This window comes from Streptomyces sp. NPDC051576, assembly GCF_040681835.1.
Taxonomy (GTDB): Bacteria; Actinomycetota; Actinomycetes; order Streptomycetales; family Streptomycetaceae; genus Streptomyces.
Genome location: NZ_JBFAZO010000002.1, coordinates 921,724 through 935,246, shown reverse-complemented (window position 1 = coordinate 935,246; position 13,523 = coordinate 921,724). Strand labels below are relative to the sequence as shown.

The following is a 13,523-nucleotide window of genomic DNA, read 5'->3' as shown; positions in this document are numbered from 1 at the left end:
GGTTACATTCCGAACCCGGAAGCTAAGCCTTACAGCGCCGATGGTACTGCAGGGGGGACCCTGTGGGAGAGTAGGACGCCGCCGAACAAATATTGAAAGGGTTGGACCCTGAACTTCGGTTCGGGGTCCAACCCTTTTTTGTTGTGCGTCACTTGAAGTTCACGTTGCGCAATCACCATCCGAGCATGGGTACTGCTGCAATGCTCAGGGCCGCAGGCGTCGGACTCGGTGACGAGGTCGTCGTGCCGGCGTTCGGGAACGTGGAAGTCGCCGAGGCCGTCACCCTGGCGGGTGGGCTGCCGGTGTTCGCCGACATAGATCCGGTGACCTACTGCCTTGACGCGTCCGCTGTCGAAGCGGCCGTAACTCCGCGTACGGCGGCCATAGTTGTCGTACATCGGTTCGGGCGGTCGGCTGACATAGCGCGGCTGCTCGGGGTCGGGCAGCGGCACGGGCTGCTGGTGTTGCAGCAGGGGGAGTCCGAGGCGCCGTACGACGAGGTCGCTCAGCGGCGGGAGCGGGCTGCCTATCTTGACGCGAAGTTGCGTGGGGTGCGGACGCCCGATGGTGGGGACGGGCACACCTACCAGCAGTACGTCGTGCGGGTGCCGGGGAACGGGCGGCCTGATCGGGACGCCTTCGCTCGGGCCGTGCGGGGCAGGGGAGTTGAGTGCCGGGTGCCGGTGAAGGCGCCCGTGCACCGGCTGCCGGAGTTCCGGCGGTGTGTGGCGCTGCCGGAGACCGAGCGGGCCGCGGACGAGACGCTTGCGCTGCCTGTCGACGCCTCGTTGACGAAGCGGGAGATGCAGCGGATCGTGTCCGCGTGCAATGCGCTCGGGGGACTGTTGCAGCCCGCTTTCTGACCGAGTCGGGGTCGGGCGGCGGTGGTTGGGTGCACGGGCCTGTTCGGGGTATGATCTGTTTCGTTGCAGCGAGGGAAACCTCGGGAAAGCGACAGGCCCTCTTAGCTCAGTCGGTAGAGCGTCTCCATGGTAAGGAGAAGGTCAACGGTTCGATTCCGTTAGAGGGCTCCAGAAAGTGAAAGGCCCCGCCCAATTGGGCGGGGCCTTTCGCGTGTTCGGGGTCAGTCCTTCTGGAGGCCCGGGACGCGCATGGCCAGGATCGCCATGTCGTCGGACGGGGCGTCGGAGGCGAAGCGTTCGACCGCGCGCATGATGCGGGCCGCGACCGCGCCGGCCGTGAGGCCCGTGCAGGTGGTCAGGACGTCCGTGAGGCCGTCGTCGCCCAGCATGCGGGTGCCCTCGCGGCGTTCCGTGACGCCGTCCGTGACGCACAGCAGGACGTCGCCCGGGTCGAGGGTGACCGTCTGCTCGTAGAGCTCCAGATCGTCCATGACGCCGAGGAGGGGCTGGGGTTCGGCGGCCGGTTCGACCGTGCCGTCCTGGCGCAGGCGGAGCGGGAGCGGGTGGCCGGCGCAGACCACCTTCAGCTTGGCGCTGCCGTCCTCCTGGGGCCACAACTCGCCGTAGAGGAGGGTCAGGAAGCGGCTGCGGGCGCCCTCGTCGAGGATCGCGGAGTTGAGGCGCTCCAGGACGGCGGGGCCGGTGAAGCCCTCTCTGGCGAGCAGACGGAGGGCGTGGCGGGCCAGGCCCGTGACGGCGGCCGCTTCCGGGCCCGTACCGCAGACGTCGCCGATGGCGAAGCCGTAGACGCCGTCGCGGATGGGGAAGAGGTCGTAGAAGTCGCCGCCGACTTCGTTGCCCTCGCCGGCCGCGCGGTAGATGACCTCGACCTCGACGCCCTCGATGTGCGGGAGGTCGGGGGGCAGGAGGCTGCGCTGGAGGGACTGGCTGATGGCCGTGCGCTCCGAGTACAGGCGGGCGTTGTCGAGGGCCAGGGCGGCTCGGCGGCTCAAGTCCTCGGCCAGTTCCAGGATTTCCTGGCGGAAGTGTTCGTCGGTGGGCTTGCCGAGGGTCAGCATGCCGATGACGCGGTTGCGGGCGACCAGGGGGAGCACCACCGTCTCGCCACCGACTGCGGACGCCGTAGCGAGAGTTGGGCCGATGCCCGAGCTGACCCGGCGGGTCGGTTCGCCCAGGCCGAGGCTGCGCATGGAGGTGCGCAGGGCCGCCTGGTGGGCGGCTTCGGCGGGGGCGGCCCAGACGCGGGCGCCGGGGGTGGGTACCGGGTCCGGCGGTGCGATCTTCGAGAGCAACGACTTGATGCCGTCGATGAGTTCCTCGTCCTCGTGCAGGACGTACGAGAGGTACGGGTCGGAGGACTGGTCGGCGATCGTGTAGACCGCGCACCAGGTGGCGAGGGTCGGGACCGTCATCTGGGCCATCAGGGCCAGGGTCTGGTCGCGGTCGAGGGTGCCGGCGAGGAGGTCGGAGGCCTCTACCAGGAAGCTGAGCGAGCCGCGGCGCAGGCGTTCCAGCTCTCCCAGGCGGGCCGACTCGACCGCCAACGCGATGCGGTCGGCGGCGAATTGGAGGCGGAGGGCTTCTTCGTTCGAGTACTTGTTGGGGCCTTCGGCGGCCACTCCGAGGGAGCCGGTGAGACGGCCCTCCACCTTCAGGGGGACGGTGACGACCGAGCGCATTCCGGTGCCGCTGAGGAGCGGTACGGCGCCCGGGACGGCCATCAGGTCCTCGTGGACGGCCGGCATGCGGGCGGAGCCGTAGCGGCCGGGGCCCGCTTCGACGGGCACGCGCGCGAAGCGCTGGCGGGCGGAGGGCAGGCCTGTGGAGGCGCGGACCTCCAACTCCGTTTCGTCGTCGGTCGCGAGGAGGAGGAAGGCGGAGTCTCCGTCGAGCATGTCGCGGGCGCGCTCGACCGTGCGCTGGAGGAGGCCGTCGAGGTCGTCCGGCGCGGGGGAGCCGATGAACACCTCGAAGGGGTCGGTGTTCTGGCCGTCCGGGGTGGACGCGGCGTCGGGGGCGGGGCCGCGCAACGGGGTCTGCAGAACCGCGCGTTCGTGGTCCCTCACCAGGAGGCACACGGTTGACGGCTCGCCGCCGGTGTCGCGTACGCGGAGGTGGGAGGCGTACACCGGGATCACGCGGCCGTCGGCGCCGCGGATGCCGTAACTGCCCTCCCAGCGGGACAGACGCAGGGCCTCGGCGATGCCGGTGCTGGTGCCCGGGGTGTGCGGCCAGGCGGCGAGGTCGGTCAGCGGCTTGCCGGTGACCTGCTCGGCGGCGTAGCCGAAGACATCCTCTGCATCCTCGTTCCAGGATGCGATGGAGCCTGTTCGGTCGATCTGGACGACCGCGACGCGGACCCTGCCGTCGGCGAGCGGGAGGAGGGCGGCCGGCAGGGACGGGCCGGCCGCGCGGGTGCCCACCGGGCGTGCGGGGAGGTCGAGTTGGAACCAGACCAGCTTCTGGGTAGGCGTGTAGTCGACGCCCCAGCGGCTGGCCAGGGCCGCGCAGAGCTGGAGGCCGCGGCCGCCCTCGCGGTCGGGGCTGCTCATGGTGATCGCAGCCCCCTGGAGGGGGATTTCCCGTTCCGGGTAGTGGTCGGCGACCTCGATCCGCACGCCGTCGTCACTCCGTAGACACAGAACATCCGCAGCTGTGCCCGCGTGCACCACGGCGTTGGTCACCAGCTCGCTGGTGAGGACCACGGCGTCGTCGACGATGTCGGCGAAACCCCAGCCCTGAAGGGTGTCGCGGACGAAGGCCCGCGCGGTGGCGACCGATCGTCCTACGGGCTCGAAGCTGGCGGCCGCGCGCGCGGTGATCACAGAACTCCTAGGCCTGTTGTCGGCGGGCAGGGCACCATGGCCGATCGGCGCCTGCCGGGGCAACGGCTGGTTTCCGGTCGGCGGGGGATCCTGGGGCGGTCCCCCAGGATGCAGTCCGGTGGTCATGGTGCGGTGCCCCTCCGATGCCTGCCCGCTCGTGCTCGTGCCACCGCCCAGTCCGGACGGAACCGGCGCGGCTGGACAGCCGCATGCAAGGTTACTTACCTTCGCCGTCCATGCGGATGCCGGTTCGCAGTGTTTCCGTCCGGAGGGTGTGCGGACGATGTGCGAAGCTGCCGAACTGTTATGGCCTGGTTCAGGCAGGGTGAAACACTGGGCAGGATTCTGGTGAAGGTCCGGGCAGGCCGGGTGTCCTCTGCGTACGGAGTGCATCGGGCCTTGTTGAAGCCCGGTAAATCGGGCAGAGATACGCGGCAGTAACGGATACGCGAGCAGTAGCACCCCAGCACAGCAGTAACGGTCGACCCCTGCGGGAGGGACACAGTGGAGTCTGGCGCAGCGACGCGGGCCACCAGGACGCGCGCGAAAGGCGGACAGTCCCTGAAGAACCAGCGCAAACCGCGCAATGGGACCACGGAAGTGGACGCGGCCTCCTTGGACCGGCTGCTGACGGCTCTGGTCGCCATGCGGGACGGGAACTTCCGCAAGCGGCTGACCGTGTCCGGCGACGGTGAGATGTCGGAGATCGCCGCCGTGTTCAACGAGGTGGCCGACCGCAATCTGCACCTGACGGGTGAGCTGTCCCGGGTGCGGCGGATGGTGGGCCGCGAGGGAAAGCTCACGGAGCGGCTGGAGACGGGCGCCTGCGAGGGTTCCTGGGCGTCGGCCATCGATGCGTCCAACGCGCTCGTGGACGACCTTGTACGGCCCGTCTCCGAGGTCGGACGGGTGCTCTCCGCGGTGGCGGAGGGTGATCTGTCGCCGCGCATGGAGCTGCGGACGCAGTCGCAGGACGACGGAGCCGGGCATCCGCTGCGCGGGGAGTTCCTGAAGGTCGGGCGGACGGTCAACAATCTGGTCGACCAGTTGTCGACGTTCACCGACGAGGTCACGCGCGTGGCCAGCGAGGTGGGCACCGAGGGCAAGCTGGGCGGGCAGGCACGCGTGCGTGGCATGTCCGGTTCCTGGAAGGACCTCACGGACTCCGTCAACACGATGGCGTACCGGCTGACGGCCCAGGTGCGGGACATCGCGCTGGTGACCACGGCGGTCGCGAAGGGTGACCTGTCACGCAAGGTCACGGTTCATGTCGCCGGCGAGATGCTGGAGCTCAAGAACACCGTCAACACGATGGTGGACCAACTGTCCTCGTTCTCCTCCGAGGTGACCCGGGTAGCCCGTGAGGTGGGCACCGAGGGCGAACTGGGCGGCCAGGCGCAGGTGCCGGGTGTGGCCGGTGTGTGGAAGGACCTCACCGATTCGGTGAATCTCATGGCCGGCAACCTGACCGGGCAGGTCCGCAACATCGCGCAGGTGACCACGGCGGTCGCCAACGGTGATCTGTCGCAGAAGGTGACCGTCTCGGCACGTGGTGAGGTCGCGAAGCTCGCCGAGACGATCAACCAGATGACGGAGACGCTGCGGATCTTCGCCGACGAGGTCACGCGTGTGGCCAACGAGGTCGGTGCCGAGGGGCAGCTCGGCGGGCAGGCCAATGTGCCGGGTGCGGCGGGCACCTGGAAGGACCTCACCGACTCGGTGAACACGGTCTTCCGGAACCTGACGACCCAGGTGCGGGACATCGCCGCCGTGACGACCGCGGTGGCGAGCGGTGACCTGTCGCAGAAGGTCACCGTCGACGTCGCCGGCGAGATGCTGGAGCTGAAGAACACCGTCAACGGGATGGTCGACCAACTGTCCTCGTTCGGTGCCGAGGTCACGCGTGTGGCGCGCGAGATCGGTGTCGAGGGTGAACTCGGCGGTCAGGCACAGGTGCCCGGCGCGGCCGGTACCTGGAAGGACCTGACCGACTCGGTCAACACCGCGTTCCGCAACCTCACCGGGCAGGTGCGCAACATCGCCCAGGTGACGACGGCGGTGGCCAACGGCGACCTGTCGCAGAAGGTCACGGTCGACGTGTCCGGCGAGATGCTTCAGTTGAAGAACACCGTCAACACGATGGTCGATCAACTGTCGTCGTTCGCCGACCAGGTGACCAGGATGGCCCGGGACGTGGGCACCGAGGGCCGGCTGGGCGGCCAGGCGCGTGTGGACGGCGTCTCGGGGACCTGGAAGGAACTCACCGACTCCGTCAACTCGATGGCCGGGAACCTGACTTCCCAGGTGCGCAACATCGCCCAGGTGACCACGGCGGTGGCCCAGGGCGATCTGTCCCAGAAGATCGACGTGGACGCACGCGGCGAGATCCTGGAGCTGAAGAACACCATCAACACGATGGTCGACCAGCTCTCCGCCTTCGCCGACCAGGTGACCCGGGTCGCCCGCGAGGTGGGCACCGAGGGCCGCCTGGGCGGGCAGGCGCAGGTGCCCGGCGTCGCCGGTGTGTGGCGGGACCTGACCGACTCGGTGAACGGCATGGCCGGCAACCTCACCGCGCAGGTCCGCAACATCGCGCAGGTCGCGACGGCGGTGGCCCGGGGTGACCTGTCCCAGAAGATCACCGTGGACGCGCGCGGCGAGATCCTGGAGCTGAAGAACACCCTGAACACGATGGTCGACCAGTTGTCCTCGTTCGCCGAGGAGGTCACCAGGGTGGCCCGCGAGGTGGGCACCGAGGGGCAGTTGGGCGGTCAGGCCGAGGTGCAGGGTGTCTCCGGCACCTGGAAGGACCTCACGCAGTCGGTGAACTTCATGGCGAACAACCTGACCATCCAGGTGCGTCAGATCGCCGAGGTCACGACCGCCGTCGCCAAGGGCGACCTGTCCAAGAAGATCACTGTCGACGCCAAGGGCGAGATCCTTGAGCTCGTCACGACGGTCAACACCATGGTCGATCAACTGTCGTCCTTCGCCGAGCAGGTGACCAGGGTGGCCCGCGAGGTGGGCACCGAGGGCATCCTGGGCGGCCAGGCCCATGTGCCGGGCATCACCGGCATCTGGAAGGACCTCAGCGGCAACGTCAACCTGATGGCCAACAACCTGACCGTGCAGGTGCGGAACATCTCCCAGGTCGCGGCGGCCGTCGCCAACGGCGACCTGACCCGGACGGTGACGATCGAGGCGCGCGGCGAGGTCGCGCAGCTCGCGGACACCTTCAACACCATGGTGAAGACGCTGAGTTCGTTCGCCGACCAGGTCACCAAGGTGGCCCGCGAGGTGGGTACGGACGGCATCCTGGGCGGTCAGGCGCGGGTGCCCGGTGTGGCCGGCACCTGGAAGGACCTCACCGAGTCGGTGAACGGGATGGCGTCCAACCTGACCGGTCAGGTGCGCAACATCGCGATGGTCACGACGGCCATCGCCAAGGGCGACCTGACCAAGAAGATCGACATCGACGCCCGCGGCGAGATCCTCGAACTCAAGACGACGATCAACACGATGGTCGATCAGCTGTCGTCCTTCGCCGAGGAGGTCACCCGGGTCGCCCGCGAGGTGGGCACGGAAGGCCAGTTGGGCGGTCAGGCACGCGTGCGTGACGTCGACGGCACCTGGCGCGACCTCACCGAGTCGGTGAACGAGATGGCCGGGAACCTGACCCGGCAGGTACGTGCCATCGCGCGCGTGGCGACCGCGGTGACCCGCGGCGACCTGAACCTGAAGATCGACGTCGACGCGGCCGGCGAGATCCAGGAACTGCAGGACTACATCAACAAGATGATCGCCAACCTGCGCGACACCACGATCGCCAACAAGGAGCAGGACTGGCTCAAGGGCAACCTCGCCCGCATCTCCGCGCTGATGCAGGGCCGCCGCGACCTGGACGACGTCGCCTCGCTGATCATGAGCGAGCTGACGCCGGTGGTCTCCGCGCAGCATGGCGCGTTCTTCCTCGCGCTGCCCCTGGCCGACGCGGAGGGCGAGGAGGCGTACGAACTGCGCATGCTGGGGTCCTACGGCTACTCCATGGGCTCCATGCCGACGTCGTTCAGGCCCGGAGAGGCGCTGATCGGGACGGCCGCCCAGGAGCGGCGCACGATCCTCGTGGAGAACGCGCCGAGCGGGTATCTGAAGATCTCCTCCGGGCTCGGGGAGGCGCCGCCCGCGCAGGTGATCGTGCTGCCGGTGCTGTTCGAGGGGAAGGTGCTCGGCATCATCGAGCTGGCCTCGTTCACGCCCTTCACGCAGATCCAGAAGGACTTCCTCAACCAGATCGCCGAGATGATCGCGACCAGCGTCAACACCATCTCCGTCAACACCAAGACGGAGCTGCTGCTGAAGCAGTCCCAGGAGCTGACCGAGCAACTCCAGGAGCGGTCGGCCGAGTTGGAGAACCGGCAGAAGGCCCTCCAGTCGTCCAACGCCGAACTGGAGGAGAAGGCCGAGCTGCTGGCCCAGCAGAACCGGGACATCGAGGTCAAGAACACCGAGATCGAGGAGGCCCGGCAGGTCCTGGAGGAGCGCGCCGAGCAACTCGCCGTATCCATGCGCTACAAGAGCGAGTTCCTCGCGAACATGTCGCACGAGCTGCGCACACCGCTCAACTCGCTGCTGATCCTGGCCAAGCTGCTCGCCGACAACGCGGAGGGGAACCTCTCCCCGAAGCAGGTCGAGTTCGCCGAGACGATCCACGGCGCGGGGTCCGACCTGCTCCAGCTGATCAACGACATCCTGGACCTGTCGAAGGTCGAGGCGGGCAAGATGGACGTCTCACCGACGCGCATCGCGCTCGTCCAACTCGTCGACTACGTAGAGGCCACTTTCCGTCCGCTGACCGCTGAGAAGGGCCTCGACCTGTCCGTACGGGTGTCGCCGGAACTGCCCGCCACACTGCACACCGACGAACAGCGGCTTCTCCAGGTGCTGCGCAACCTGCTGTCGAACGCGGTGAAGTTCACCGACTCCGGGGCGGTCGAACTGGTCATCCGGCCGGCCGGCGCGGATGTGCCGGTGGCGATCAGGGAGCAGCTCCTGGAGGCCGGTTCGCTGCGGGACGCGGACGCGGACCTGATCGCGTTCTCGGTGACGGACACCGGGATCGGGATCGCCGGGAGCAAGATGCGGGTGATCTTCGAGGCGTTCAAGCAGGCGGACGGTACGACCAGTCGTAAGTACGGCGGTACGGGCCTGGGGCTGTCGATCTCCCGGGAGATCGCCCAGTTGCTCGGCGGTGAGATCCACGCGCAGAGCGAACCGGGACGCGGTTCCACGTTCACGCTGTATTTGCCGCTGCACCCGAGCGAACTGCCCCCGCAGGGCTATCAGCAGTTGCCCGCGCTGGAGGCGGGCGACCTGGTGGCGTCCGCGGCGGAACTCGCGGAGCTGTCGGAGCGGGGCGAGGTGGACATCGAGACGCCGGCCGAGGTGAAGTCGTACCACGAGACGCAGAACGGTGCCGCCGCGCTCTTCAGGCGCCGCCGCAGGGCCGTGTCCGCCATCGAGAGCTCCGCGCAACTGGGGCGGACGGTGCGGGACCAGTGGGCGGCCGAGGAGGCGGCACCGCCGTCGCGCCGGGGCATCCGGTTCGGCGGGGAGAAGGTGCTGATCGTCGACGACGACATCCGCAACGTCTTCGCGTTGACCAGTGTCCTGGAACAGCACGGCCTGTCCGTGCTGTACGCGGAGAACGGCCGTGAGGGCATCGAGGTCCTGGAGCAGCACGACGATGTGACGGTCGTTCTGATGGACATCATGATGCCCGAGATGGACGGATACGCGACGACGACGGCGATCCGCAGGATGCCGCAGTTCGCCGGGCTGCCGATCATCGCGCTGACCGCGAAGGCGATGAAGGGCGACCGGGAGAAGGCGATCGAGTCGGGCGCCTCGGACTACGTCACGAAGCCGGTCGATCCCGATCACCTGTTGTCGGTGATGGAGCAGTGGATGCGTCCGGAGTGATGGAAACGACCGGACTTGACGGGAAAGCAGTGGGAACGGTGCGGGGAACGTTCGGTGTTCACACGGAGTTGCTGACTCAGTGTGGCCGAAGCCGTGTAGAAGCACGGGATTCGGGGAACCTTCTGGTCTCCCGCTACGTTTCTGCTTCGTGCACAGTGACATCGCGGTGACAGGGTGTGGCGACAGGCGGGGTGCGGCTACCATGACCGGCACAAGGACGGGCGGCGCAAGAGAGTCGTCCCCTGGGGCGGCGCCCGGTGCACATCCGGGGCGAGGAGGGCGGGCCATGGTGCAGAAGGCCAAGATCCTCCTGGTCGATGACCGGCCGGAGAATCTGCTGGCGCTGGAGGCCATCCTCTCTGCGCTCGATCAGACACTGGTTCGGGCATCGTCCGGGGAGGAAGCGCTCAAAGCACTGCTCACGGACGACTTCGCGGTCATTCTGCTGGACGTCCAGATGCCAGGCATGGACGGTTTCGAAACCGCCGCGCACATCAAGCGACGGGAGCGGACCCGGGACATCCCGATCATCTTCCTCACCGCGATCAACCACGGCCCGCACCACACCTTCCGGGGGTATGCGGCGGGCGCGGTCGACTACATCTCCAAGCCCTTCGACCCGTGGGTGCTGCGCGCGAAGGTCTCGGTGTTCGTCGAGCTCTACATGAAGAACTGCCAACTGCGGGAGCAGGCGGCCCTGCTGCGGCTCCAGTTGGAGGGCGGCGGCAAGCCCGCGGCCGGTGCGGCCAAGGAGCCGGCCGGACTGCTCGCCGAGCTGTCGGCGCGCCTCGCGGCCGTCGAGGAGCAGGCGGAGGCGCTGTCCAAGCAGCTCGACGACGAGTCGGCGGACGCGGCGGCTGTGGCCACCGCGGCCCATCTCGAACGCAAACTCACCGGGCTGCGCCGGGCACTCGACGCACTGGAGCCGGGCACCGGCAGTGGAGCCCCTTCGGTCCCGTCGCAGAACTGACGTCCGCCGCGGGCGCAGTTGTGCGTGAGCGAGCGTCAGTTCTCCGACCCGGACGAGCGACACGAACGGGTGAAGCAGTGGGCACACGTGTCCGCTGCCGTCTCCACAGGTAACCTCACACCTATGGCCTCACGTCCCTCCGCAGCCAAGAAGCAGCCCGCCAAGAGGGCTGCTCCGGCGAAGGCTCCGACGAAGAAGGCCGCTGCGAAAAGGGCCCCCGCGAAGAAGGCGGCCGCCAAGAGGACCGCCCGCCCGGCGCCCAAGCCGGCGCCCAGCCCCACCGGGGGCATCGTCAAGCTCGTGCGCGCCGTGTGGCTGGGTACCGCGCACGCCGTCGGCGCGGTGTTCCGGGGCATAGGGCAGGGCGCGAAGAACCTGGACCCGGCCCACCGCAAGGACGGCGTCGCACTGCTGCTGTTCGGCCTCGCGCTGATCGTCGCCGCCGGCACCTGGGCGGATCTGCGCGGCCCGGTCGGCGACCTCGTCGAGATCCTGGTGACCGGCGCCTTCGGCCGCCTCGACCTGCTCGTGCCGATACTGCTCGCGGTGATCGCCGTCCGCTTCATCCGGCACCCGGAGAAGCCCGAGGCCAACGGCCGCATCGTGATCGGCCTGTCCGCGCTCGTCATCGGCGTCCTCGGCCAGGTCCACATCGCCTGCGGCGCGCCCGCCCGCAGCGACGGCATGCAGGCCATAAGGGACGCAGGCGGCCTCATCGGCTGGGGGGTGGCGACCCCGCTGACCTACACCATGGGCGAGGTGCTCGCCGTACCCCTGCTCGTGCTGCTCACGATCTTCGGGCTGCTGGTCGTCACGGCCACCCCGGTCAACGCGATCCCACAGCGCCTCAGGCTGCTCGGCGTGAAGCTCGGCATCGTCCACGACTACGGCAGCGAAGACGAGTTCGGCGAGGACGACGAGCGCTACGACGAGCAGTGGCGCGAGGCGCTGCCCGCGCGCGCCCGCAAGCGCGGGAGCGCCCCCGAGGCGTACGACCCCGACAGCGCCGAGCAGGAGGCCCTCACCAAGCGCCGGAGCCGCCCCCGGCGCTCCGCGGTGCCCCAGCCGGACATGCACCGCCCCATGGACGCCGTGGACGTCGCGGCGGCCGCCGCTGCGGCCCTCGACGGTGCCGTCCTGCACGGCATGCCGCCCTCGCCGATCGTCGCCGACCTCACCCAGGGCGTACGGGTGGGCGGCGACCGCGAGGAGACCACCCCGACGCCCGTGCCGGCGCCCGCCACGCGCCCCAAGCAGGAGAAGCTCAAGGCCGAGGTCATGGACCTCACCAAGGCGCCCCCGGAGGAGGTCCGCGACCTGCCGCCGCGCGCCGAGCAGCTCCAACTCTCCGGCGACATCACGTACGCGCTGCCCTCGCTCGACCTCCTCACGCGCGGGGGCCCCGGCAAGGCGCGCAGCGCCGCGAACGATGCCGTGGTCGCCTCGCTGACGAACGTCTTCTCCGAGTTCAAGGTCGACGCCGCCGTCACCGGCTTCACGCGCGGGCCGACGGTCACGCGCTACGAGGTCGAACTGGGCCCCGCCGTGAAGGTCGAGCGGATCACCGCGCTCACCAAGAACATCGCCTACGCCGTCGCCAGCCCCGACGTGCGGATCATCAGCCCGATCCCCGGCAAATCCGCGGTCGGCATCGAGATCCCCAACACCGACCGGGAGATGGTCAACGTCGGGGACGTCCTGCGGCTCGCGGACGCGGCCGAGGACGACCACCCGATGCTGGTCGCGCTCGGCAAGGACGTCGAGGGCGGCTACGTCATGGCGAACATGGCGAAGATGCCGCACATCCTGGTGGCCGGCGCCACCGGCTCGGGCAAGTCGTCGTGCATCAACTGCCTGATCACGTCGATCATGTGCCGCGCTACCCCCGAGGACGTCCGCATGGTCCTCGTCGACCCCAAGCGCGTCGAACTGACCGCCTACGAAGGCATCCCGCACCTGATCACGCCGATCATCACCAACCCGAAGCGGGCCGCCGAGGCGCTCCAGTGGGTCGTACGCGAGATGGACCTCAGGTATGACGACCTCGCCGCCTTCGGGTACCGGCACATCGACGACTTCAACCAGGCGATCCGCGACGGCAAGCTGAAGACGCCCGAGGGCAGCGAGCGGGAGCTCAAGACCTATCCGTATCTCCTGGTGATCGTCGACGAGCTGGCCGACCTGATGATGGTCGCGCCCAGGGACGTCGAGGACTCGATCGTGCGCATCACGCAGCTCGCGCGCGCGGCCGGCATCCACCTGGTGCTCGCGACGCAGAGGCCGTCCGTCGACGTCGTCACCGGTCTGATCAAGGCGAACGTGCCCTCCAGGCTCGCGTTCGCCACCTCCTCGCTCGCCGACTCTCGCGTCATCCTCGACCAGCCCGGTGCCGAGAAACTCATCGGCAAGGGTGACGGGCTGTACCTGCCGATGGGGCAGAACAAGCCCACCCGTATGCAGGGCGCCTTCGTCACCGAGGACGAGATCCACGCCGTCGTCCAGCACTGCAAGGACCAGATGACGCCCGTCTTCAGGGACGACGTCACCGTGGGCACCAAGCAGAAGAAGGAGATCGACGAGGACATCGGCGACGACCTCGACCTGCTGTGCCAGGCGGCCGAGCTGGTCGTGTCCACGCAGTTCGGCTCCACCTCGATGCTCCAGCGCAAGCTGCGCGTCGGCTTCGCGAAGGCCGGGCGGCTCATGGACCTCATGGAGTCCCGGGGCATCGTCGGACCCAGCGAGGGGTCCAAGGCACGTGACGTTCTTGTGAAGGGTGACGAACTGGATGGCGTGCTCGCGGTGATCCGCGGGGAGTCTGAAGGGTAGGCGCGGGTAGACGGGTCCCGAGGGGGTGCGGCCGTC

General features: G+C 68.8%; 5 protein-coding genes, 1 tRNA gene and 1 rRNA gene. 6 read left to right on the top strand and 1 reads right to left on the bottom strand.

The annotated features are described in order from the left end of the window. The 3 genes from rrf to AB0M63_RS09740 all read left to right on the top strand — a co-directional run. Nucleotides 1-87 (top strand): 5S ribosomal RNA (gene rrf / locus AB0M63_RS09750); the annotation flags it as partial. A 113-nt stretch (nt 88-200) separates the two neighbouring features. Then, nucleotides 201-863, top strand: a complete 663-nt coding sequence (locus AB0M63_RS09745) for a DegT/DnrJ/EryC1/StrS family aminotransferase (RefSeq protein ID WP_355902379.1) — start codon at nt 201-203, stop codon at nt 861-863. Nucleotides 864-958: 95 nt separating this feature from the next. Beyond that, nucleotides 959-1,034: transfer RNA gene (locus tag AB0M63_RS09740), tRNA-Thr, on the top strand. Nucleotides 1,035-1,084: 50 nt separating this feature from the next. Here the strand turns inward: AB0M63_RS09740 and AB0M63_RS09735 are convergent. Next, on the bottom strand, nt 1,085-3,835 hold the full coding sequence (locus AB0M63_RS09735; protein WP_366018983.1) for a SpoIIE family protein phosphatase: 2,751 nt from the start codon (nt 3,833-3,835) through the stop codon (nt 1,085-1,087). A 378-nt stretch (nt 3,836-4,213) separates the two neighbouring features. Here AB0M63_RS09735 and AB0M63_RS09730 point away from each other — a divergent pair, with 378 nt between their 5' ends. The 3 genes from AB0M63_RS09730 (at nt 4,214) to AB0M63_RS09720 (ending at nt 13,487) form a co-directional block, all read left to right on the top strand. Next, nucleotides 4,214-9,688, top strand: a complete 5,475-nt coding sequence (locus tag AB0M63_RS09730; protein ID WP_355902353.1) for a HAMP domain-containing protein — start codon at nt 4,214-4,216, stop codon at nt 9,686-9,688. Between the two features lie 286 nt (nt 9,689-9,974). Continuing rightward, entirely contained in the window at nt 9,975-10,658 is a 684-nt protein-coding gene (locus AB0M63_RS09725; RefSeq protein ID WP_033287121.1) for a response regulator, read from the top strand. A 123-nt stretch (nt 10,659-10,781) separates the two neighbouring features. Next, on the top strand, nt 10,782-13,487 hold the full coding sequence (locus AB0M63_RS09720; protein WP_366018982.1) for a DNA translocase FtsK: 2,706 nt from the start codon (nt 10,782-10,784) through the stop codon (nt 13,485-13,487). The last annotated feature ends 36 nt before the right edge of the window (nt 13,488-13,523 follow it).